Source organism: Pseudidiomarina terrestris (assembly GCF_030466405.1).
GTDB lineage: Bacteria > Pseudomonadota > Gammaproteobacteria > Enterobacterales > Alteromonadaceae > Pseudidiomarina > Pseudidiomarina terrestris.
Genome location: NZ_JAGGJF010000003.1, coordinates 289,645 through 313,308, shown reverse-complemented (window position 1 = coordinate 313,308; position 23,664 = coordinate 289,645). Strand labels below are relative to the sequence as shown.

Here is a 23,664-nt window from a genome sequence, read left to right as displayed (position 1 = left end):
GAGGATGTTTTGGCTGACTCCCGACCTGTAATTGTAATCCCCGCTTACAACCCTGATGAGCAGCTATTACAGCTGGTAACACAGCTCAACGAGAGTTCTGACAGTTATCAGACGATTGTGGTTGTTAATGACGGCAGCGAGCCATCCTCAATTTTTTCACGGCTAAGCGACTTTTCCCAGGTTGTGGTGCTTGAGCATGACAATAATCAAGGCAAAGGGGCGGCACTAAAAACGGGGTTTCAGTGGGTGCTGAAACACGTCCCTGACAGCAAAGGCGTGATCACTGCAGACGCCGATGGCCAGCACTTGCCGCACGATATTATGGCGGTCACACAAGCGTTTGCGGCCGAGCCTGAAGCTCTCTGGCTGGGCAGTCGCAATTTTAAAGCTCCGGATATTCCGTTTCGTTCATGGCTCGGAAATACCTTTGCCAGATATACATTTCGGTTGGGCTTAAGAGTCAATATTCCAGATACCCAAACCGGTTTGCGCGGTATTCCAGCCAGCCTGTTGCCGCAGCTGCTGGAGTCTCCTAGCGACCGCTATGAATTTGAGCTCGACATGCTGATCCTCGCCAAACGCGAAGAGCTCGCCTTTCGTAGCCATGAAATCACCACGGTTTACGAAAAAGGCAACAAGAGCAGCCATTTCAAGCCGGTGCAGGACTCGATTCGGATCTACAGCAAGTTCCTCAAGTTCTCAGGGGTTGGTATTGCATCAGCGGCCATCGATTATGGTCTATTCGCACTCATCTATGGCTTCACTGGCGAGATACTCGCAGCTATCGCCAGCGCCCGTCTATGCTCGGGGATCTTTAACTTCAGCATGAACCGGCAGTGGGTATTTGGCCGTGGCGGTTCGCTATCCCGTGACGCTACCCATTACACCCTGCTGGCCGCGGTGCTCGTGGGCACCAATTACATACTCACCAAAGGTCTCTTATTGATTGGGGTTTCTCCCTTTATCGGTAAGCCCGTTGCCGAAGTCCTTGTATTTTTGCTCAGCTACCGATTACAGAAAAAACTGGTGTTTGGCGATAAAAATCCTGCATAGATGAATTTAATTGCGCTCTTAGCGAATATTTATTAGCATCTCCTCCGCCTTTGAGGTTTTTCCTGAACAACTTTTTTTAATAGATCGCTCTCTTACCCCTCAGAATAGGTAGGGAGCGCAACTGTTGCTTAAAGCACCCTTCAAGGTTGCCTATACAACCCCTAAAAGCCAGTGGATATCGAGTATTCTTTATACAACTTTCAGAAGCTCCCCCCTTTACTCTGAGTTAAAAACTTCTATTGTAGGAGTTGTATAAACAAGTTGTTCAGGTAGACTCAAGCTTAAATCCAAAACCTATTAAAACGATAAATTATTCAGGGTGACATAATGAAAAAATTACTCTTCTCCTCAGTAGCACTAAGCGTATCTGCAGCCCTTTTCAGCTCACCAGCTGCTTTGGCGCAAAGCAATGAAAGCGATGCTCAGGCCGATGCAGAACGCATTACTGTTACCGGTTCCCGGTTGAAGCGGGCAGAAGCCGAAAGTGCTGCGCCTATCCAGGTCTTCGACGCTGAAGATATCGAAGTCTCAGGCATGACCTCAGTAGAGATGATTCTGCAAAGAATGTCTGCTTCTGCAGGCGCAGCTGGTGGTCAAGGCAATGCTTACTGGACCGGCAACGGTTACGGCACCACGCAAGTCAACTTGCGCGGCCTCGGCATTAACCGGACGCTAGTACTGCTGAATGGCCGTCGTATCGTCAACGGCGGTACCGGTGCAAATAGCTCCGTCGACCTGAACATGATTCCAGTCGAGATGATTCAGCGCATCGAGGTATTAAAAGATGGCGCTTCCGCAATTTACGGCGCCGATGCCGTGGCTGGTGTAGTGAATATTATTACCCGTAAGAGTTACGATGGTTTCACTGTCGAGGCACGCGTTGGCGCAACTGATGACGGCGAGGGTCAAGACCGTAACGTCAACATGATTTTTGGTACCAGCGGTGACAAAGGTCGGATCATGGCCACTTTAGGCTATCGCTCTTCTGATGAAATCAATATGGCCGACCAGGCTGGCTGTGCTTTAGCTGAAATGACGACAGGTCAGCTCGATTGCTTCGGTAGTTCAAGCACTATTGGTGGACGTGCGACGATTCTGTCCGGCCCTAATGCTGGCGACCGCATCAACTTTAATCAAGATCCTAATGGTGATGGTGACTCATACGAGCCGTACAGTAGCGCCAAACATAACTTTGCATTTTTCCCTTACCTAAACTCCGTCAACCCGGTCACCAACTGGAACATGTCGGTATTTGGCGATTATCAGCTTTCTGCTGACACCACGGTATTTACCGAAATTCTATACAATAACCGTACCTCTGAGCAGCTGGCGACACCGGGTACATTGCGCGGTATCGAGTTTGAAGCCGATCATCCGACCAACCCAACCGGCGAGACCATTCGCTTAGATGGTCGCCGTTTATTGGAAGGCGGCCCACGGATTTTCTTCCAGGACGTTAATACGTTCCGTACCGTAGTTGGTGCAAGTGGCTATGTCGGTGAGGGTTGGAACTGGGAAGTCGCGTACAACTATGGCCGCAACACTGCGATTGATGGCATGACCAATATCGTCAATATGCAACGTCTGAACCAAGGTTTGGATCCAAATACTTGTGGTAGCAACGGTATTCCGTGTATCGATTTACTTGGCTATGGTGATCTATCGCAAGAAGCTTTGGATCACATCATGTTCCGCACTACCGATAATGGTGGTAATGAGCAGCGTTCACTTACGGCAAACATTACCGGAGACCTGTTTGATCTCCCTGCAGGCTGGGTCCCGGTAGCGTTTGGCGTAGAGCACCGTAAAGAAAGAGGTTGGCGTAACCCAGACTCTTCGATTGTGGCCGGTATCATGAATACCAACCAGGCCGAGCCGATCGAAGGTAGCTATACGGTCGACGAAGTTTACGTTGAAACCTCACTGCCATTGCTGGCAGATCATGATTTCGCAAAATCACTGAGTCTGGACCTGGCTTACCGTTACAGCGACTACGATACGTTCGGTAGCGATGGTAACTACAAAGCAAGTCTGCACTGGCAGGTATCCGATTCTTTGAAGCTGCGTGCAACGCAATCGACCGCCTTCCGCATCCCTAACATCCCAGAGCTGTTTGGTGGTGTTGCTGAAGGCAACTTAACCACGACCGATCCATGTGATGGCTGGGATCAAGCTGGCGCAGATCCAACAGTGGCTGCCAACTGTCAGGCAGATGGCGTACCTACAGGCTACACCCAGTTCGGTGCGACCGTTCTTACTACTGTCGGCGGTAACCCAAACCTGAAGCCGGAAGATGCAGAAACCTTTACTGCGGGCGTCGTTTGGGATGTCGATTTTGTGGAGAACCTGCAATTCACATTCGATTATTACAATATCGATATCAAGAATGCGATTCAGACCATTCCTGGCTCAACCAAGTTGTCCGTTTGCTATAACTCAGAGAACCTTTCGCACCCGTTCTGTAGCGCAGAACATTTCACTCGCGACTCTCTGACAGGCGACATCAACTTCTTGTCAGCACAACCGACCAACGCCGCCACAGAAAATGTTTCAGGTGTTGATGCGTCCGTCTTTTATAAGACTGACCTGGCGGGCTGGGCAAGTGACTTCAGCTGGAATGTAAGCTACTTGGACGAGTACACCTTCGCGCCGTTTGAAGGTGCAAGTGAGATCGAATACGCGGGTTACATCACAGGTGGCCGTGGTAGTTACACGCACTGGCGCTCAAACGCTAACGCAACCTTCGTGCGTGACGACTGGCGCGTTCATTACAGCATCCAATACATTGGTAGTGCTGATGATATTAACGCCTCACCTGGCGATATTGGTGACCACGCACCGAGCGTGTTCTACCACAACGTGCAAGGGACCTACTTTATGGACAACAACCTCAGCCTCACCGCTGGCGTGAACAACTTGTTCGATAAAGAGCCACCTTTCATCCAAAGCTGGACCGATGCAAACACTGACACCATGACCTACAACTTGCTAGGCCGTCAGCTGTATCTAAAAGTTCGTTACAGTTTCTGATAATCTGCGCTTCTGCCGCTCGCTCCGTCGAGCGGCAGCTTTTTTTTAAACACATCTTGAGGTAGGACATGGCGCAACATCAGCGTTCCAGTCAATGGCGAGTTTGGCATCGCTGGCTATCGTTAATATTTGGTGTCCAGATGGTGATTTGGACCATTAGCGGTGGCTATATGGTATTTTTCCAACTCGATTTTATTCACGGCGACCATTTAGTTCAGGACACAGCGACCGCTGTTCCAGCAACGACCAAGCCCAGCGCGCTAGACCAAATTCTTGAGCGTTACCCGCACACGACAAGCATTTCGCTTGAGACACGCTGGTTAAACGACGAGCTTACCGCTGTTTATCAGCTCGATGGTCACCAAGGCGAAATGCTTGTTGATGCACAATCGCTGAACTCTATTGTTCTTGAAGAGCAACATATTCGCGAGCTCGCGAATCGCTATTATGCGCTGGAAACACCACAAATCGAGTCTGTGGTTTATCTTACGGAAAACCCACCGACCGAACTTAACCCTGCGTTGCTGCCGATTTGGCAAGTAAACTACGATGATTTCGGAAATACCAGCCTTTACCTTTCCGAAGTCACCGGTGAGATGTTGGTCAAGCGTCACACCTTCTGGCGCGGCTTTGACATTATGTGGATGACCCACATCATGGATTACAACGAACGCGTTGATATCGAAACCTGGTGGCTGAAAGCCTTTATTATCGGCACCTTTATTTTGATGATCACCGGTGCGGTATTGTTGGTTTACACCATCAGCTTTAAGAAGAAGAAACATGGAGGTGACCAATGATGCGCTTTATGCAATGGCTGCACCGTTGGGTAAGCCTTATTCTGATTGTTCAGGTACTGCTTTGGTTAGCCAGTGGCCTCTTTTTCGCCTTCACCGGTCACCACGGCATGTCGGGTCACCAGTACATGGAGCACCAACACCCGCCAATGCTGGTCGATACGGAAACGCGGGTAGGTATTGAAACTATCTATGAGCGGTACCCGTCGGCGAAATCGATCCAGCTGAACAGTGTCATGGGGATCGGCCAGTACGTCGTCACCACAGCGGATAGTACCCTTTATATCAATGCCGCAGACGGCAACCTCTGGACCACAGACGCTGCGTTGGCAACCGAGATTGCGTTAGCCAGCTACAGTGGCCCCGGTGACGTTACTGAGGTAACCACTGTCAGCGGTAGCGATGAAGTGGTGGGCTGGAACAGTGCCGGTTTCCGCATCGACATGGCGGACGATTTAAATACTCGTATTTATGTTGATGCCGCCTCCGGACAAGTCGTTGAGCATCGTAATACTCCATGGACGCTGGCCGACTGGGCCTTCAAACTGCACTTTATGGATTATAGCGGCGAGCGCAGCTTCAATCATCTGCTGATTTGGAGTGCGGGACTGCTGGCATTGTGGTTCTCATTATCGGGACTCATTCTGTTAGGCCGTAACCTGGCTCAAGGAGATTTTAATCCGCGCCGTAAGCCAACCATGCTTGAGCATTTGCAGCAAAATAATCAGCCGGTTGCCAGTAGTTGTGGTGGCGGCGGTACCTGTGGCTTGTGCAAAGTAACCCTGCATGGTGACCAGCTACCTGCGCCGACGGCAGCCGAAAAAGCTATGCTCAGTCCTGCTGAGCTGAGTGCCGGGCTGCGACTTTCCTGCCAGCACCGAGTTGATGAGAAGATCGAGATTGAACTACCCAATGAGCAGGTGGCGACCGTTGCGCTTGAGCTTAAGAGCAAGCGCCAGCTGACGCCATCTATCGTGGAGCTGACTTTCGTCAGCCAAGAATCGATTGACTACCGCGCTGGTCAGTTTATGCAGTTCATGATCCCACATCAGGAACAAGTACTGTCACGTCACTATTCAGTTGCGACGCGGCCCGACCCGCACCAATTTGTCTTCACCGTCCGGCAGATGCCGTCGCCCAGCGAAGGTGTTCCGCCGGGGGTGGGCTCAACCTATCTGTGCAATCTGGCAGTAGGTGATGAGGTTGAAGCCATTGGTCCATTCGGTGACTTTGTCTTGACCGAAGCCTCAGCCCGCACGCAGTTATTTATCGGCGGCGGAGCTGGTGTCGCACCACTACGTGCGCTGTTGCAGACTGAGCAGGCGGCCAGCGAACCGCGTCCGTGCGTATTCTTTTATGGCGCCCGGCATAGCAGTGAACTGTGCTATCGCGAAGAGTTCGAGCAACCATCTGGCATTGAGTACACGCCGGTTCTGTCTGAAGCCGACGCTGAGGATAACTGGCAAGGTGAAACGGGTTTCGTGCACGAAACTGTTGCCAAATGGCTGGCTGAACAGGATGTCAACGCCCTTGATGTCTACGTTTGCGGGCCACCACCGATGCTGAAAGCGACCATGCAAATGCTCGCCGACGCCAAAGTGCCACGCGACCGTATCCGCTTCGATGATTTTGGTATTTAAATAGACCAAGTCCGCGCGGACCACTAACCAAGCAAGCGCCTGCGGTGTTCTTCACTTCAGGCGCTTTTTTTGTGCTCGCTTCTGCGGGGGCTGCAGCAGTGGTTTGTCCTTCCCTTCTTCGATTGCGTGTATACTAAGCATAGACGTCGATGCTACGGACGCATGGCTACAAAAGTCAAAATTATGTTATAGTAGCAGCATCAAACGTAAGGAATGACTATGCAGGACTTGCAGGGGCCTATGACGCATCCATCTCAATTACCGAAACTACCCGGTATGTTCTTTCGCTCGCTATTTACTGTCGCGCGTAATGATCAGGCCGAAGCTTCTGCAACTCAGGTATGCAATGAATTCAATGCGCCAGCGCTTAGTCAGGCCCAGGTTGGCCGCTACAAAGATGCATTCGATGGTTTCGTCAGTGATGTGCCCTTGACGCTGATGTACTGTCTCGCCCAGCGCGTCCACCTTGCGCAAATGCTGGATGAAGCCTTCCCATGGCCAGCTCCCGGCTTGGTGCATGTCAGTAACGAGCTCGAATTACACGCCCCCATTACTCTTGGGGAAGAGTTTTATATTCGCGCCACCATCGATTTACCGGCGCGAGGTCCAAAAGTCTCTCCGCGTCGGTTACGTCCGGTATTTACTGTTGAGTTTTGGCAACACGACAGCAAGGTTGTGACTTGCGTCAGTCAGTATCAGGTGATGCCCAAGCAAGGACCTAAATCCAGCAAACCGCGCGAGCAAAAAGTCTCAGTAGCGCCAGGGGAAGATTGGCAGCAGCTGAAACACTGGCAGCTGGATACGACCGCAGGACGTTCTTACGCGCGTTTATCGGGCGATTTTAACCCTATCCATTTGCATCCTTTGCTGTCGCGGTGGTTTGGTTTCGAAAAGCCGATCATTCACGGCATGTACATGGCGGGTCGCGCGCAGGCTGAGCTCGAGCGGGCGCATCAAAAACCCGTGCAACGTATCGATGTGACCTTCAAACGTCCCGTGCCCTTGCCTGCTGACATTGCTCTTTGGCAAAAGCCATCAGCAGACAATACGGCCGGAGACTATCAGATTTGCGGCGCTGAGGATCACCTGCAGCGCCTCGAGGGAAGTTTTACTCTTCAGTCAGAGTAAGCTGTTCAGCCGCTGCACTTGCGATATCATCGTTGCTAAAGTGCAGTGGACGTAATTGCGGCTGTGACGAATACAACAGGGTCTGATCTAGATAGTGATCAGAATCACTGTCCGACGCCTGTGAATAGGTCAACAAGCCTTCTGCAACCGGTCCCTGATCAGTAAACTCCAGCGCAAACATCCAGCTCGAACCATAAGTGACATGATAACCACCAGCGGCAGCGCTCAAGTCTGAGCCAGGCAGAACCGGGTAAATATGCCGTGGCAACAAGGTACCATCGTTACCGGTGTTGCTACTGAAGACGTTAAACCCACCTTCAATATTATTCGCGCCACCCCATGGCAACTTAACGCCAGATGGTGTGCCATCAGGCAAGCTGCGCTCAACAAACTGCACTTCTGCAAGCGTAGCATCCACCTGCAGGCCTGCCTGTTGAATACGCTCCTGCGCATCAGCCAACTGTTGCAACACGGTCGCGTTCGCCGCCAGGGTGTTTGGCGTGGTCACTGGCTGGGCCGGATCAAAAGCGACCTGCCATTGCGGATTGCGGCGGAACTGTGATGCGAATTCACGGAACATCATGGCACCCACACTGCTTAGATTCATGCGCCCGTCAAATTGCGCCAGCGCCGCACAGCCGCTGGAAATATCCACACTCGCACCGCTGCTGCTAGTTACTGGTGTGGTTCCCTGTGCCTGACAATGCGCCACCAAATCCGCCAGCACCTCTTCGGATAACCAGGTACGATTATTTATCAGTCGGTCAACCAGATCTGCGCGGTTGAATTTACCGTCGACTGAACCGCCTTCCGCGAGCATTTTCTGCCCCAAGCGTGAGCGGAACGATTGCTGGTCACCGACCGGCCCCCAGAGTGGCGAGACCCCGGTGATAGGCGCTTCAGGATTGGTTAGCCAATAACTGTTATTTGAGTTTTGCACGAAGTCACTACGCTCTAACTGCGGTGCCTGGGCAAAAGGAATGGTTCCCTGTGGCAAATAAAGACTATCGTCGCCAGGGAAAATAAACAAACCCGCTTGTTGCGTTAGCCCCTGATAAAGCGGGTTTTGTGACCAGGCAGCAAGCGCTTCGGGCACAATATTAGGTACCGAAGAACCGTCGGTGAAAAAGGCATTACCCTCTTTATCAACCGCCATGGCGTTATTAAATACCGTGCCGGTGTAGTCAACAAAGGTCTGCTTATAACTTTCGATGCTATCCGCAAGGTTCATACCTAACCAATGATCAAACAAATCGTAGTTTGGCAAATTGGCATCATGCAGCGCATAAGCGACTTGTTGACCCGTCACCGGATCTGTTCCCCACGGCAAAGCATTGGGAATAACGATAACCGGACCAAACTCGCTGTGGTAGCTGCTACGCTGCAGCGTCATAAAGGTACCCGGACCGGTAGCGACTTCGATTTCATGGAACTTGCTGCTCATCTCCACAGGTTCGCCATCCAGCAGGTAGGTTTTACCTTCTGAATCGTTGCTATCCAAAGTCAGCCGGTGGATGGTGAAGCGCGATGCCGTCGAGAAGGTATGCGTCCAGGCCACATTCTCGTTGAAGCCGATATTTACAATACCAGGCATACCAGATAACGAGCCGCCAACGACTTTCAATTCACCCGGGACTTCAATACCGAACTGCCAGAAACGTTGATTACCCGTATGCGGAAAGTGCGGATTGGCAATCAGCATACCCTGACCGCTGGCACTTAAATCGTTACCGATGGCCCAGCCATTGGATCCTGACTCAGTGGGGTTGGTATCCGGAACATCGGCATGTAAATCAGCAATGGTCGCTGTTGACATGGCTTCGCCAGTTTCTTTATTGGTGGCGCCACTGGCCTGATTCGGCGGAATGGCTAAGAACAGAGGCCCGGTGAAGTTTGCCGCACCCGGTAACAAAGCCACGCCTTGTGCATAGGTCATGATGTCGATCGGAGTGATGGGTTTCACCCACGGCTGGCCGGCACAAGCTGGGGCAATGTTATCGACCCCGGTATCTGCAAGATAGCGATTGTAACCCGTTGCATAACCGGTGATCAGAGCTTGCGCACGTTCGCTGATTTGCTCAAAACCCTGTTCGGCGTTTTCTCTGATACCAAGCGCCAGATAGCCAAAGTCATTTAAGATATTGTCAGAGTCGCCGCTACCAGGGATACGATCCGGGCCAAAATAACGCGCCCGTTCTGAATTAAACTTGACGACCTGATCGGCAAGAATACAAATATTATCCCGAGCAAATGCGTAGCCAACGCCATAACCCAGACTTTCGAGATTATCTGCGGTGATGTAAGGCACGCCGTAATTGGTCCAGGTGATATCCGCTTCGACCTGTCCATCAGGTGCAAATGCGACCAGTCCTGTAGGTTCTGGATCCGGGGTGCCGACGTTATCATCAGGCTCTGAATCGCTACTGCCACAACCGGCCAGTACAGCAACACACACCGCTGTCAGTAATGGGCGCCAAACGCCATTTTTAGAATAGTTTGCCATTTTTTTAATACCTGTTAGTTTTTTGTTTTAGCCGGTCAGAGTATGGCCACTCCCGCGCGGAGTCGCAAGTGGGATCAGACCAATGGCTTTTGTCGCAAGCTTTTGGTATCACCACGCTTTTTCTTCTTTTCAATTCGGCGCTTCTTACTCGCTTTGCTGGGCTTGGTGGCAATTCGGCGTTTCTGTACCTTGCCGGCACTCGCCACCAGCTCAATAAACTGCTCCAGCGCCAGCTCGCGATTGTGGGCCTGACTGCGAGTCGCCTGGCTCTTGATTATAATTTTTCCGCTTTGGGTAATTCGGTGGTCACTTTTACTGAGCAAACGCTGCTTATAGAAATCCGGCAGCGAGGAAGACTGAATATCAAAAATCAGCTGAGCGGCAGTGGCCACCTTATTCACGTTCTGCCCACCGGCGCCACTGGAGCGGATGAACTGCCACTCTAGCTCACTCTCCGGCACAGCTACACGTTGCGAGATTTTTATCGTATTCATGTCAAACCCCCGCCTCGAAGAATTCGCCGCTGAGTTGCCTGCAGCACCAGCCTGGGATTAGCGCAGACCAGTGTCAGCTGCTTCCGTGCCCGAGTGATCCCGGTATAGAGAAGCTCTTTCGTTAACAATGGCGTATCGTGTTCTGGAACCACCACCACGGTATGGGTAAACTCAGAGCCTTGCGATTTATGGATGGTCATTACGTACGCTGTTTCTACATGCGTCAGCCGTGACGGCAACAGCCAGCGTAAACTGCCTTTCTTGTGGCCCCGGAAAAGGACCCGCGGGGGTTCATCCGGACGGCGCTGGACCACAATGCCGATATCACCGTTACGCAGATCCAGGCTGTAATCATTCTGCGTAATCATCACCGGGCGGCCAACAAACCATTGCTCACTGGTCACGCGATCGCCGTTCAACCATAGCGTAGCAAGTTCATTTAAACGCTGCATACCCCAGTCGCCGCGACGTAACGCAGCCAGCATCTGAAATTGCTCAAGCTGCTCTAATAAAGCTTCGCCCCAGGCAGCATCATCATGAAAGCCTTCAGCTCCGGCGCTGACCAGCTGTTGTAAGGGTTGATAGCCTTGCTGCACCAGCGCTTTGAAGCTTGCTGCTGAGTTTTTGCTGACCTGTAACAACTGAATATTGGCCAGTTTTGCATCTTCTCTGGTAAGCGCTTCAGCCCGGGTTAACCATTCCCTCAACCAGGCCGTACGTTGCTGGTTAATCTCTGTTGCCAACTTACCAATGCCCTCGTCGGCCTTAAAGCGGCGACTTTCTCTGAGCATAACGGTGTGCTGCAGATAAGGCCACTGTGACGCGCCTTCGGCGTCAATCAGATCGTCGGCAAGCATGATTGACTCCTGCGCACCCACGTCATCGCCGCGGCTCACGGCCGGGCTGGTGAGTGTGGCATTCAGCCATTGCGCCAGATTTGCAGCATAATGCCCCTGTTCAGCTTCGTCGCATAGTTGGCCAAGCACTGCACCGGCCTCAACCGAGGCCAGTTGATCTTTGTCGCCCAGCAGAATTAATTTAGTGGTGGTTGGCAGGGCTGCAGTAATGGCCGCCATCATTTCAATATCAACCATTGATGCTTCATCAATAATCACCACGTCGGCGAGCAAGGGATTATTGGCGTGGTGTCGAAATGCACGACTACGCGACTGGGTGCCAAGCAAGCGGTGCAAAGTGACCGCCTGGTTCTCAGTGAGCAAGTCACTGTACTCGGTTGGTAAGCGCTTGAGCTCTTCGTTGATAGAATCCTCCATGCGCTTAGCCGCTTTCCCCGTCGGCGCTGCCAGCCGTATCCGAAGCGGTTCGGCATCGGCTCTGTGCTTTTGCAAAGTGGCCAGCAACCGCACCACGGTATAGGTTTTGCCCGTTCCAGGCCCACCGGTAATTACCGTAAAGCCGCTACGCACTGCCATGGCGCATGCCAGCCGTTGCCAGCTTAATGTCGTCGCAACGCCAAATAAGTCATCAAGCGTCTCACGCAGAGCGTCCGTCGCAATGGGCTCCTGCTGGGCCATTCGCAACGCCAGATCCTGTTTGATCTGTTGCTCATAATCCCAGTAACGACGTAAGTACAAGCGCTCCTGGCCCTGCAAGACCAGCGGCGAGTTGAGTGTATTGACGGCCGTCGACTGCGCCAGTTGTTCAACGATGGCCGGACCGAGCGCGGCCACCATTTCAGTGGCTGATGCACATAGATGCACGCTGCTATAAGAGGCGTGCTCTGGTGGGATTTGCAGGGTGGCTTCAGGGTCCTGCCAGAGCTCGTTCAGCTCAAGGCATGGATGGCCATGCCCTAACTGATGACTGACTAAAGCGGCCAGCACCGCGACAGCCTCAGCATCGGCACCCAACTTGCTATACAGGTACTCGGCAAGACTCAAATCAATAGCACGCAACCAGCCTTGCTCATACCAACCCCTTAGATTCGCGATTAACTGCATAGCGCCTCCGGATGTTCAAACAGCTGCTCCAGCTCTTCAATAAGCGCCCGCTCGGGCCGATGGAAAAAGGCCCCCGCTGAGGGAGCCTGATGCCCCCGAAGAAACAGGTACAAGGCGCCACCAACGTGGCGATCATAATCATAGTCAGCCAGACGCGCCTGCAACAACTTGTGCAGCGCCAGGGTATAAATCACAAACTGCATGTCGTAGCGACTCTCAAGAATTTTATCCCGCATTGCTGCCGGTAGGTAGGCACTGTCATTGGCGCCTAAGTAATTCGACTTGTAATCAGCGACATAGTATTTGCCCTGCCATTCAAACACGAGGTCGATAAAGCCTTTCAACATGCCGTTGAGGGTCGTCGCGAGCACGCGCGGGCGGCCATGCTCTGGCAACACGTACCCACGTACGAGCGCGTCGAGACGCTCGGCATCCACCTGGTGCGCAGGAAACCAGAATTCCGGTTCTGCCTGATAACTCGTTAGATCCACCAGCCGACAACAGGTCTGTTCCGTGTCACCCAGTACAAAATCGGTGTGCAGGTACTCATGCAACCAACCCTTGAGCAAATTTTCATGCTCATGCCAGGGCGCCAGTTGCGTTCGTTCTGCAACCCACGGACCGAACCTTTCCGGATCAGCAACAACCTTGGCAAAGCCCTCGTTGGCGGCATCCTCCAGCAAGTTATGTAAAAAGGTTCCTGGTGTCGCGCCGCGCGGGAAGCTATGAATACTATCTGCGACAGGTTGCTCGACCACCTCGGTCTGATCTTCATGCATAGCTTCGACCACGTTGCTGCCCTCAGCATCATCACTGGTCACCCATTCGCCGTAGCGTAGCGCACTGTAGCTGGCTACCCACCAGGGTTCGAAGCGGTGCGTTGCTGGCATCCTGCAGACATGAACCTCAGCAGGCGATGCCTGTTCGGACTGGAATTGGCTCAGGGTCTGAAACTCAGTTAAATCTGCGGTACGGCTCACATCAGGCAACGTAAAGTCGGACAGCTCAGGTAGTGCTTGTTTGCCACCCTCTCCACCTGCGCCATGCTCAAACAAGTAGTTAATGGCGCTATTGCCTCGTGTCTTGTAATCCGCCAGCCCGATAAACGTCGCGTATTGCGCGCGAGTGACCGCGACATAAAGCTTGCGCAGCTCCTCGGCAAAGTTCTCTGCCTTAATACGTTCCACAACTTCCGCATCCTCACCATCCAGCGCAACCCGTAGCTTCCCTTCGGCATCATGGTAGCGATGCGGGTAGGCCGGGGCGTCTTGGCGGGCGCGGGACGCAAAGGGCAGAAACACCAATGGATACTGTAACCCTTTTGATTTATGAATGGTGACCACCTGAATCAGCTCGGCATCACTTTCCAGTCGCAACTGCATCTCGGCACTACTGGCGCGGTTATTGTCGCTTTGTGCCTGTTCAATATGCTCGGCCAGAAAACGTAGTAAACCATGATTGCCCTCTACCTGCTGCGCTTGCTGTTGCAGTAGCTCCGCTAAATGCAACACATCGGTCAACTGGCGCTCGCCATTGGCTTGCGCCAGTAACCGTGCGGGAACCTCAAAGTCATGCAGCAATTGTTGCAGCATCGCCAGCACGCCATGGCGCTGCCAGGCATCGTGATAGCTGGCAAATTGTTCAGCGAAACTGTCCCAACGCAGCTCCTGATCGGTAATATTGGCCAGCTCCGCAAGGTCGAGCCCCAGCAGCTCACAGGCAAACACCCCCCGGAGCCGGCTTGGATCACGCGGATTCGCGCAGGCACCGAGAAGACTGTAAACGTCCAGCGCCAATTTGCCGCCAAACACTGAGTCGCGCTCGGACAGATAAACGCTACCCACCGCACGCCGCCGCAGGGCATCACGTATCAACCGCGCTTCAAAACCATTGCTGACCAGAATTGCAATATGCTGCGGCTGCAGCGCCTCAAACGCACCGCTTTCACGATGGTGAAAACCCGCGGTCGGGTCATTTAGCAGACTTACAATTCGCTCAGCAAAGCCGTTGGCAAGAGCTGCGTCGAGCTCCGGGTTGTTGGCTTTTGTGCTGCCCGTGGAAGGTACCAGATCAAACTCCAATGCCGGCTGCACCTGCTCCTGGCAAACAAAATCAGAACCTAAACCGTTGGCGGCGACAGGAATAAAGGGCAAGGGATTTTCATCTTCGGCCTTAAACAAAAAGGCCCCCCGTGGCGCTTGTTCTGCCTGTGCAAAAAGGGCATTAACCGCGCCCACCATCGCATGCGTGGAGCGAAAATTGACCGCTAGGGTATGATGACGGCCGCGCGTCGCCAGGCGCGCCGCGAGATAGGTGAAAATATCCGCATTGCGAAAAGAATAGATCGCCTGTTTAGGATCGCCGATCAGGAAAATACCCTGTTCTTCGTCAGTTTCAGCGATACGGTAAATACGATCGAATATTTCGTACTGCACCGGGTCGGTATCCTGAAATTCATCAATCATGGCGATGGGGAACTGCTTGCGCAGGGCAGCGGCCAACGGCTCGCCATTTTCGCCGCGTAAGGCATCCCGCAGCCGCGTGAGCATGTCGTCAAAACCAATTTCGGCGCGTTGCTGCTGCAGCTCACGAAAGCGGCTTCGGGTCCAGTTGGCGGCGTGGCGCAGCAATTCTGGGGTAGGATCTGGCAGCTGCTGTTGACGTTGCATTGCCTCTTCGACCAGCGCCGGGAATGCCAGTTCTGTTGTACTCAGCTCAACCTTAGCGGCATCTTGCACGCCTTCGGTAGTCAAGCGCCGCTGTGCCGCCGGCGTAAGTTTTGGAAATAATGCGACGTCCGCGACTTCGTTGTCCAGCTCAATGAGCCAGTCGTCGAAATCAGCCAACCAGTTCGTCAGGTTCTTAGCCGTCAGCTTGCGGCCATCGATAAGAGCTTTATTGCCCAGCTTAGGGACAAAACTCTCGCGAAATTGCGCAAGACGTTGTCGCCAAAGCCCCGCATTATGAAATTCACTGCGAAACGCTCGCTCAGCCTCCAGATACCGCTGAATAGCCCCAAGATCGCCTGGCCCTGACTCACCATCATGGGTTTGTACCAGCTCGCGACAACGCTTCACGATAGCTTCGGGGCTGGCAAAGGTCGCCGTCATTAACTGGTAGCTGGCAAGGTCATGAGCTGCAGTCGCAGCAATAAAGTGGCGCCAGTAGTCCTGCGCGGCTTGCAGCCGCAGCTCACTGTTATCGGCGTTCAGCGTTTGCGTGAAGAGACTGCCACTGGCGAAGGCATGCTCACTGAGCATGCTATTGCACCACCCGTGAATCGTTGATACCGCCGCCTCATCCATTTGTTGTGCCGCTAAATCGAGTACCCGCGCCTGCAATGGCCAGGCGGCCTCCGGGTATTCGCTGCGCAACTCGCGTAAAAAGCTATCCACTGCCGTCAGTTCACCGCGAAAATACGCTGCAGCTTCGGTTAAGCGCGCCCGGATGCGATCCCGGAGTTCCTCGGTCGCGGCCTCGGTAAAGGTCACGACCAGGATCTCGCGTGGCGACCTCATCCGCGCACCGGCATGTTGCTGACCTGGGTCTGCTGCATCGTGTCCTAACACCAGCCGCAGATACAACGCGGCGATGGTGTAGGTCTTTCCGGTTCCCGCACTGGCTTCAATCAAATGGCTGTTACGCAGCGGAAAATGCAGTGGTACCAGAGGTTTTGCGGCAACATCATTCATTAGTTGCTCCTCCGCTCAAGCATTCAAGTAAGGGCAGGTATAGTTTCTCAGCGAGCAGCGTCGACTGATTTTCCACCTCAGCTAAATCGGTAAACGCGGGATAGAACCGGCTCATATATCGTGCCCGTAACCGCAGCGGCCCGGTACTATTATGCCGCGTCCCCTCCTCATAAAAACGCTCGGCGGCATCGTTTAAAAATGCGAAATCGCCTGCGCTAATAAAGTCCGCTGCTCCTTTGCTCAGAGATTTCTTCCAGCCTTCCAGCACCAGCTCCAGATGCACCGGCAGCGGCTCTTGTAAGCCTCGCTCGGCACAGTCCAGAATTTGCTGCAGCTGTTGCTGCGCACATTCCGGCGTGAGCGCGGTCAGGCTCAGCGTTTTTTCCTCGCTGATCAACTGCGTGGTGGTGGCCGCTTTGGTGTTCAACAGCAGGTGCTCAAGCCAGGTTTGTGCCAGTTTGAGGTACCTGGGCTGACCCGACTTTTCCACCAGCCTGGAAGCCGACAGCTTCAGTCGCACACGTTGGCCGGCAGCATTTTTCCGCAGACCGGTAAATGTATCGGCCACCCGTAACCTGGCGCCAGCCTGCACCATTTCCTGCTCCAGAACGCAGGGATAACGCTCACACTCTGCAGTTACCGCCAGCCACAGTAACTGTCCGGTCTGTATCAGGCTCTGCTTCTGCAGTTCGCCCCCTGCACCACCACTTAAACGCCCTTCTCGTTGCAATCGCTCGCTATAGGCATTGAGCCAGTGCAACCAGGTATCAGCGTCAGCATCTTCATCGGCAGCGGTCAGCAATGGCTCACTCATGGCAGTAATTAACTCCCAGCGTGTCAGACCATCGAGGGTAAAAAGCTCTTCGTCATTTGTTTCCACGCGGGCAGTCGGTAAATAGGACTGAAAGCGCAGGTTCATTAACCAGCGAGCGGGCTCCTGGTAAAAGTGATACAGCTGACGCAGGTTGACCGCGCCTTCTGGTAACCAGGACTCAGCAGCCGGCTGGACTTTAACAGGCTGAGGCTGAGGTTGTTGTTGATGTAAGCTTTGCCACTCACGCGCGAAGGTAAAATAATTCTGACCACTTTGAGGCTGGCGAAAGTACGCCGGATTAAAGGGCTGTAAAAAGTGATGTTGCACGGGGGCCTGCGCGCCAAGCTGTTGCAGGTGATCACGTAATTGACTGACCAGTACCGATGGCGGCTTGTCCGTGTTGTCTTTAATACTGCGCCCACACCAGCTGACATACAGCCAATTGCGCGCGGACAACAGGGCTTCCAGAAACAGGTAACGATCGTCCTCGCGCCGCGAACGGTCACCGGGACGTGAGTCCCTGGCCATCAGATCGAAATCAAATGGCTTGCGCTGGCGTGGATACTCACCGTCATTCATCCCCAACAGGAACACCCCCTTGAAGGGGATTGCCCGCATCGGCATCAGCGTCGCAAAGTTCACACTACCGGCCAAAAACCTTTGGTTCAGCTGATGCTCATCGACCCGTGAGAGCCAACTTTCAACCACCACCGTCAGGGGCACCTGATCGTGAAATTGTGCCGCATCGGCAGCACTGACCCACTCTTCCAGCTGCTTACGTAAACGATTCAGTAGGAGCTCGTCGCTGTCATCTGTTGCCTTGAACAGACGCCCCATCAAAGTAAGTAAACGCTCACTCCAGGCATCCGGAGTCAAAGCTTCGGTGGTCATTGAAAAGGCGTCACTGAGGGCCTGTACCACTTGCTGTAAAGCCCCCGCAGCGTTAGCAGCCAGTCCCCCCACCTCCGGATAGGGTTCATCGTCCTGCCAGGCCGAGTCGATATCGGGCTGGCTGCCGACGGCATACCCCAACAGCATACGCCGCAAACCAAACAGCCAGGAATTACGCCCCGCGGCTGGCGGCAAGCCCAGTTGCTGGCGATGCTCTTCGTGCAGAGCCCAGCGCACGCCCGCTTCCTGCAACCAGGTTTGTAACTGCACCACATCCTGCGGGCTCAAATCAAAGCGCTGTTGCAGCGCCTCGACCTGCAAAATATCAAGGATCTCGCTGGCGGTGGCGCGCTGCAGATTTAAGGTCAGCACGTATTCTAATGCCACCAGTATCGGATGCCTGTGACGCATCCCCTGATCGGCAATAGTAAATGGGATGGAACGGTCATCGCCACGCTGGTAACGGCCAAACACAGCACTGATGTGCGGGGCATAGCCATCCACATCAGGCACCATGACAATAATGTCACTGGGTTTCAGATCGTCGTGCGTGGCAAACAAATGCAGGAGTTGGTCATGTAAGACCTCGACCTCACGTTGCGGACTATGGCAGCTGACAAACTGCAGCGAGTCATCGTTATCAGGCAAATTACCCCACAACGATTGCGCTTCCTGATTGCTGCGTAAATTTAAGATATCCGACTGCAGCTGGCTCAGCTGTGTCGGCTGGGCCGGGAGGTCCTCATCAAACAAATCAAATGCGACACTCTCAAACTGAGAGCCTTTTTCAGCAGTAGCATCGAATTGGTCCAGCATGCCGATGTAATCGCCGCCCTGCTTCCCCCAGGAGGCCAGCAATGCATGGGTTTCACTGTGCAGGTTGCTAATATCAAGCTCCGCCTGCCCCGGCTTTCGCCCCTGACGCTTGCGTTTAATTTCCTTAAACAGGTCGCGACCATCAATACTGTCCATCCAGAAATGCTTACAGGGGTTGTGGACACACAAAATCACCTGACAACAGGATGATAAGGCATGCAAAACCTCGATCATTTGTTGCGGCAAGCTGGAAATGCCAAACACAATGATTCGCGGCGGCAGCCCGGGCGGCCGTTGTTGTGGTGTCAGGGCGCGCGCAGCAGTGACAAAACGGCGATGTAGCTCAGCCCGGTTGTTCCATCGTTCATTACCGACGTCGGCAAGTAACGCACGCCACAGCAATGGCTGCCAGGCGTTCTCTGCATCCGCTTGGGTAGCACCGCCCTCAGCCCAGTCGGCAAGCCAGTCGGCACGATACATCTGGTACTGATCAAACAAGTCGGCAAGGCGTTCACAGAGCTGATACAACTTGCGCTGCTCGCTGTCATCACGCATGTAGTTTTGCAGTGCTGCAAACTCAGGTTGACCCAGGTAGCGAGGCAACACCCGCAGCAGACGCCAGGTTAAGCGGTCTTTATCAAAAGGGGAGTAGCGCGGCAGGTTTTCACCAAGCACCGCACGATAGGCTTGCCACTGAAACCGAGCCGGTAAGGTCACATCCAGCATCGCCGCAATGCCAGTTGCTTGTGCCAGATGCAGCTTGAGCCACTGCGCAATCCCATTCGACTGTACCAGCACACATTCGCTCTCTAATGGAGCAAGAGGGGCAATCCTTGTAAGCCGGACAACCAGTTCGGTAAGATCCTCTAACCGATGCCCGTGGGCGACGATTAATCCTGCGCTTTGTTCACTCATTTGCTATCCTCTCCATGCATGAGGATCATCCTACCCAATCATGCCCGACTAGGCTAGCAAGTCTGCACGACATCTAGTGTCGCGCGAAACTCTAAACGAGGAGTCGAAGATGAAAAAGTTACAGTTGTTACTCGTCCTGCTATTGCTGATTCCCCTTGCCGGTTGCGCAAGTCAGCCAGCAGACAACGACGGTATCGCCGTCAATGATAATCTTGAGACTATTTACAACTTTTCTCACCCAGCCCCAAATCATGCCACCGGCGGACAGCCCAAGAAACATGAAGTTGCCATGCTTGCTGATGCCGGGGTCGACATGATCGTGAACCTGCGCAGTCATGCCGAGATGGCCGACATCCATGAAGCCGAATGGGCCACCCATAATCACCTGGCCTATTATCACATTCCAATCGCCGGCGCCGACGATCTGACGGAAGAGAATGTGAAGCTGTTTCATCAGACCTTATGGCTGAATGAAGACAAAAATATCTTTATGCATTGCGCCAGTAGTAATCGGGTTGGAGCTCTGATGGCATTACGCGCCGCCTGGTTTCAGGGTGCTGATACCGCTGAAGCCCTGGCGATCGGTGAGCGTTACGGCATGACCAGCCTGCGCAAGCGTGTTGAGGAGCTGCTCAACGAATAAATATATGCTAGAATGCGCGCGCAATTTTGACCTCGGATTTGCGATCCGAACCGCCAAAAGAAGGACAGCTCCATGTATATTTGTGCCGCACTCTATAAGTTTGTGGAAATTAACGATTTCGAAGCCTTTCGTACCCCACTCTACGACTGCCTGGTCGACAATGGTGTGAAAGGCACCCTGTTACTTGCCCGTGAAGGCATTAACGGTACTATTTGCGGAACCCGTGAAGGCATTGACAATGTGCTCGCGTTTATTCGCTCACGCCCTGAATTTGCCGATATTGAGCACAAGGAATCACCTAGCGATACCCAAGCGTTTTACCGCACCAAGGTCAAACTCAAAAAAGAGATTGTGACCATGGGTATCGACTGGGTCGATCCGAAAAATGTGGTCGGCACCTATGTGGATCCTAAAGACTGGAACGATCTGATCCGTGACCCTGAGGTTCTGCTCATCGATACGCGTAACGACTACGAGTATGCAGTCGGTACCTTTGCAGGTGCGGTGAATCCGAAAACCGAAAGCTTCCGCGACTTCCCTGACTACGTGAAAGATCATCTTGACCCTGAGCAACACAAAAAAGTGGCCATGTTTTGTACCGGTGGTATTCGCTGCGAGAAATCAACAGCCTACCTGAAGTCGCTTGGCTTCAATGACGTCTATCACCTGAAAGGCGGTATCCTCAAGTACCTGGAAGAGGTGCCAGAAGAAGAGACCACCTGGAACGGCGACTGTTTTGTTTTCGATCAGCGCGTGACTGTCCGCCACGGCCTCAAACAGGGCGATTATGACCAGTGTTATGCCTGTCGCATGCCCATTACTGAGACTGAAAAGCAATCTGAGCACTATCAGAAAGGCGTCAGTTGCCCCCACTGTTATGATCAGACCACAACTGAGCAAAAAGAGCGTTTTGCCGAACGGGAAAAGCAGATTCAGCTGGCCAAACAACGCGGCGAAGCACATATCCGCGACGGAAAAGTTGAAGGAAGCCGATAACCCTAATCGTTTGTATCGATTTCTCTGTTCGCCTTGAAAGGGTCTATACTGACCCTTACATCTTATTGTAGAAACAACAATTTAGAACCACAGGCAGGAGTTTACAGATGCAACAGTTAAACGTTATTGGTCTTGAACAGAAACATGCAGAACAGCTCGCTGAGAAATTGAATCAGCTGCTTTCCAACTATCAAGTGTTCTACATGAACGTGCGCGGCTTTCACTGGAATGTGAAAGGTCAGGAATTCTTTGAGCTGCACGCCAAATTCGAAGAAACCTACAACGACTTGCTCATGAAAATTGATGAAATTGCCGAGCGCATTCTGACGTTGGGCCAGCGCCCCTTGCACGCCTATTCAACTTACATCAAGAGCAGTGAAATCCAGGAAGCGAAAGATATTCACGACGGCAAAGCTTGTGTACGTGAAATTCTGGAAAGCTATCGGACCACTATTCGTCTGCAACGTGAACTGCTGGGGTTGGCCGGCGACGCTGACGACGAAGGTACATCTGCACTGATGAGTGACTACATTAAAGAGCAGGAAAAAACCGCGTGGATGCTAACATCCTATCTTGGTTCCTAATTCATTGATTTCTTTGCTATGCTGAAAGCAGCAGTACCTAAACACAGTCAATAAACCTAAGGACGATTTCATGAATAAAGTTATCGGCATTATTTTACTTGTGGTTGGTATTATCTTGCTTTACTTCGGCTACCAGGCGTACAACTCGCCAGCTTCAGAAGTTTCGCAAGCCGTCACCGGCGAAACCACGGATGACGCCATGTGGTATCTGATCGGCGGCGTTGTCGCAGTTATTGTGGGCCTTTACGGCACAGTTCGCGGCAGAAAATAGGCAAGTCGTTAAGTAGAAATTTACGAGAACGGTACAGTGCTAAGCCAACACTCCAGGGTGTTGGCTTTTTTTAGGTCTCTGATTTAATCGCGCTGCACGTTTGGTAAGGTCAAGGCGCGCACTCCGGCGATGCTACCCAATACGATCAGGGTCACCATAACGGCCTCAACGCCGGCATAGCTGTCCAGCGCCCCCAGCAGGATACCGAGCAGCAACACACCGCCAATGACAGTATTCGACACCGCAGTCAACTGGGCGCGATTATCCGCCGTTGCCATATCCACCAGATAGGTTTTCCGACCAACACGGGCGCCATGATGGGCCACCGCCGCGGCAAAGATTAGCAGTCCTGCCAGCCATTGCTGGGCCAGCCAGGCTTCAGCAAAGCTATACAGAGCAAGGGCGCTGGCCATGATCAGCACCGCCAGAAAAGCCGCTGCCGCCATCACATAGTGACTCGCCGAGTCCGACCATTTCCCCCAGAACCGCCCGGCCATCATGCCGGCAATACCGTTGGCGAGCATAAGGCCGCCCAGGCTGGTCAAGCTACCTTCCCCACTACGTTGAATCATCACCACGATAAACGGAATTGCGAATGCGGAAGAAACGAGCAAGGCGCGCGTTAGAACAAAACTGCCAAACTGTTTGTTCTGCCAGAGCAAGCGCATCGACTTTAGCGCCTCTATCATGGCATTGCCGCCCCCCTCAGTGGCGCCGGGCACTTCCGGTACCTGTGCGTAGGTCGCCGCGGCAGCCAGCCATAACACCGCTGCTGTACCTAATAAGCCAGAGAAAATCAGCACGTTGCCCTGCTCCAAGGTACCGCCTAACAACGTCGGTGCCATGAGCACTACCAATGCCGTCAACACTGATAAAAGACCTGCAACCGAGGCCGCGATGCCGGAGAGCCGCCCGCGGCGTGTTTTGGAAATGGTCTTGCCCTGCACATCTTTAATGGATACCGAACAGACCCCCCGCGAAATACTAAAAATCGTTAGCAGGATGACAATGGCCCAGCCTAAAGCACTGCCGCGCAGCGTGATGACACTGAGTAACATGCCCACCAGAGATAATGCCTGGCCGACACTACCAAACACCCAGAACCACTTACGTACCGGGGTTTCCCGCATTTGCTGAGCAATAATAAGCTGCGGTAACAGCGCTAACGACTCGCGCAACGGCACCAGAGCACTGATAAAGACAGAAGAGGTTCCAAGTGACGCAAGAATCCAGGGCAGAACCAGGCGCGCGCTGACCAGTGAGTCACCAAGTTTGGTCATACTCAGTGCGATCAAATGGGCAACAAATGCCTTCGGTTGATCGTTGCAGGCGGCCTCCGGAATATCTTTACAAACTCTGGCATCTTCGTCCTCTGCCAGATAACCGTACACTTGTTCCGTTAAATCACGCTCTGAACTGCTGCGGCTCATACCCGC

At 53.1% G+C, this 23,664-nt stretch carries 15 protein-coding genes; 9 read left to right on the top strand and 6 right to left on the bottom strand.

Annotated features, from left to right (window positions below; genetic code table 11):
- Positions 1-9 precede the first annotated feature (9 nt).
- The 5 genes from J6J34_RS08280 (at position 10) to J6J34_RS08260 (ending at position 7,648) form a co-directional block, all read left to right on the top strand.
- On the top strand, positions 10-1,053 hold the full coding sequence (locus J6J34_RS08280; RefSeq protein ID WP_301898853.1) for a bifunctional glycosyltransferase family 2/GtrA family protein: 1,044 nt from the start codon (positions 10-12) through the stop codon (positions 1,051-1,053).
- Positions 1,054-1,380: 327 nt separating this feature from the next.
- Positions 1,381-4,083, top strand: coding sequence for a TonB-dependent receptor (locus J6J34_RS08275; protein WP_301774730.1), 2,703 nt, complete (start codon positions 1,381-1,383; stop codon positions 4,081-4,083).
- Between the two features lie 68 nt (positions 4,084-4,151).
- Positions 4,152-4,883, top strand: a complete 732-nt coding sequence (locus tag J6J34_RS08270; protein ID WP_301721198.1) for a hypothetical protein — start codon at positions 4,152-4,154, stop codon at positions 4,881-4,883.
- A complete protein-coding gene (locus J6J34_RS08265; RefSeq protein ID WP_301721199.1) occupies positions 4,880-6,520 on the top strand; it encodes a PepSY domain-containing protein in 1,641 nt (546 codons plus the stop codon). The genes J6J34_RS08270 and J6J34_RS08265 overlap by 4 nt, the downstream gene beginning before the upstream one ends.
- 219 nt (positions 6,521-6,739) lie before the next feature.
- Positions 6,740-7,648: a MaoC/PaaZ C-terminal domain-containing protein gene (locus J6J34_RS08260; RefSeq protein ID WP_301774729.1), complete on the top strand. Its 909-nt coding sequence runs from the start codon at positions 6,740-6,742 to the stop codon at positions 7,646-7,648.
- Here the strand turns inward: J6J34_RS08260 and J6J34_RS08255 are convergent.
- The 5 genes from J6J34_RS08255 to recC all read right to left on the bottom strand — a co-directional run bounded on the left by J6J34_RS08255 (position 7,629) and on the right by recC (position 19,734).
- Positions 7,629-10,151 (bottom strand): penicillin acylase family protein, encoded by a 2,523-nt coding sequence (locus J6J34_RS08255; protein ID WP_301774728.1) that lies wholly within the window; start codon positions 10,149-10,151, stop codon positions 7,629-7,631. The genes J6J34_RS08260 and J6J34_RS08255 overlap by 20 nt on opposite strands.
- 74 nt (positions 10,152-10,225) lie before the next feature.
- Positions 10,226-10,645 (bottom strand): alternative ribosome rescue aminoacyl-tRNA hydrolase ArfB, encoded by a 420-nt coding sequence (arfB, locus tag J6J34_RS08250; protein WP_301721205.1) that lies wholly within the window; start codon positions 10,643-10,645, stop codon positions 10,226-10,228.
- On the bottom strand, positions 10,642-12,606 hold the full coding sequence (gene recD / locus J6J34_RS08245; protein ID WP_301774727.1) for an exodeoxyribonuclease V subunit alpha: 1,965 nt from the start codon (positions 12,604-12,606) through the stop codon (positions 10,642-10,644). Before recD ends, arfB begins: the two co-directional genes overlap by 4 nt.
- The gene (gene recB, locus J6J34_RS08240) at positions 12,597-16,298 is read right to left on the bottom strand and encodes an exodeoxyribonuclease V subunit beta (protein WP_301898852.1); all 3,702 of its coding nucleotides are present in this window, start codon (positions 16,296-16,298) and stop codon (positions 12,597-12,599) included. Before recB ends, recD begins: the two co-directional genes overlap by 10 nt.
- Positions 16,291-19,734, bottom strand: a complete 3,444-nt coding sequence (gene recC, locus J6J34_RS08235) for an exodeoxyribonuclease V subunit gamma (RefSeq protein ID WP_301721208.1) — start codon at positions 19,732-19,734, stop codon at positions 16,291-16,293. The genes recB and recC overlap by 8 nt, the downstream gene beginning before the upstream one ends.
- A gap of 109 nt (positions 19,735-19,843) precedes the next feature.
- On the opposite strand from recC, the gene J6J34_RS08230 reads away from it, so the two are divergent.
- From J6J34_RS08230 to J6J34_RS08215, 4 genes are all read left to right on the top strand, one after another.
- Positions 19,844-20,377 carry a protein tyrosine phosphatase family protein gene (locus J6J34_RS08230; RefSeq protein WP_301721209.1) on the top strand — a complete coding sequence of 178 codons (534 nt, stop codon included), beginning with the start codon at positions 19,844-19,846 and terminating at the stop codon, positions 20,375-20,377.
- Positions 20,378-20,449: 72 nt separating this feature from the next.
- On the top strand, positions 20,450-21,373 hold the full coding sequence (gene trhO / locus J6J34_RS08225; RefSeq protein ID WP_301721211.1) for an oxygen-dependent tRNA uridine(34) hydroxylase TrhO: 924 nt from the start codon (positions 20,450-20,452) through the stop codon (positions 21,371-21,373).
- 107 nt (positions 21,374-21,480) lie between these two features.
- Entirely contained in the window at positions 21,481-21,957 is a 477-nt protein-coding gene (locus tag J6J34_RS08220) for a Dps family protein (protein WP_301721212.1), read from the top strand.
- A 70-nt stretch (positions 21,958-22,027) separates the two neighbouring features.
- Positions 22,028-22,228 (top strand): DUF3185 family protein, encoded by a 201-nt coding sequence (locus J6J34_RS08215; RefSeq protein ID WP_301721214.1) that lies wholly within the window; start codon positions 22,028-22,030, stop codon positions 22,226-22,228.
- An 83-nt stretch (positions 22,229-22,311) separates the two neighbouring features.
- On the opposite strand, the gene J6J34_RS08210 is transcribed toward J6J34_RS08215, so the two are convergent.
- Positions 22,312-23,658: an MFS transporter gene (locus tag J6J34_RS08210; protein WP_301721215.1), complete on the bottom strand. Its 1,347-nt coding sequence runs from the start codon at positions 23,656-23,658 to the stop codon at positions 22,312-22,314.
- Between the last annotated feature and the right edge of the window lie 6 nt (positions 23,659-23,664).

Excerpts from the sequence above, each read along its gene's own strand:
- recC (WP_301721208.1), bottom strand. The coding sequence starts at position 19,734 with ATGAGTGAACAAAGCGCAGGATTAATCGTCGCCCACGGGCATCGGTTA.
- J6J34_RS08220 (WP_301721212.1), top strand. The coding sequence starts at position 21,481 with ATGCAACAGTTAAACGTTATTGGTCTTGAACAGAAACATGCAGAACAG.
- recD (WP_301774727.1), bottom strand. The coding sequence starts at position 12,606 with ATGCAGTTAATCGCGAATCTAAGGGGTTGGTATGAGCAAGGCTGGTTG.
- J6J34_RS08215 (WP_301721214.1), top strand. The coding sequence starts at position 22,028 with ATGAATAAAGTTATCGGCATTATTTTACTTGTGGTTGGTATTATCTTG.
- trhO (WP_301721211.1), top strand. The coding sequence starts at position 20,450 with ATGTATATTTGTGCCGCACTCTATAAGTTTGTGGAAATTAACGATTTC.
- J6J34_RS08270 (WP_301721198.1), top strand. The coding sequence starts at position 4,152 with ATGGCGCAACATCAGCGTTCCAGTCAATGGCGAGTTTGGCATCGCTGG.
- J6J34_RS08210 (WP_301721215.1), bottom strand. The coding sequence starts at position 23,658 with ATGAGCCGCAGCAGTTCAGAGCGTGATTTAACGGAACAAGTGTACGGT.
- J6J34_RS08260 (WP_301774729.1), top strand. The coding sequence starts at position 6,740 with ATGCAGGACTTGCAGGGGCCTATGACGCATCCATCTCAATTACCGAAA.
- J6J34_RS08265 (WP_301721199.1), top strand. The coding sequence starts at position 4,880 with ATGATGCGCTTTATGCAATGGCTGCACCGTTGGGTAAGCCTTATTCTG.
- J6J34_RS08230 (WP_301721209.1), top strand. The coding sequence starts at position 19,844 with ATGAAAAAGTTACAGTTGTTACTCGTCCTGCTATTGCTGATTCCCCTT.
- recB (WP_301898852.1), bottom strand. The coding sequence starts at position 16,298 with ATGAATGATGTTGCCGCAAAACCTCTGGTACCACTGCATTTTCCGCTG.
- J6J34_RS08275 (WP_301774730.1), top strand. The coding sequence starts at position 1,381 with ATGAAAAAATTACTCTTCTCCTCAGTAGCACTAAGCGTATCTGCAGCC.
- arfB (WP_301721205.1), bottom strand. The coding sequence starts at position 10,645 with ATGAATACGATAAAAATCTCGCAACGTGTAGCTGTGCCGGAGAGTGAG.
- J6J34_RS08255 (WP_301774728.1), bottom strand. The coding sequence starts at position 10,151 with ATGGCAAACTATTCTAAAAATGGCGTTTGGCGCCCATTACTGACAGCG.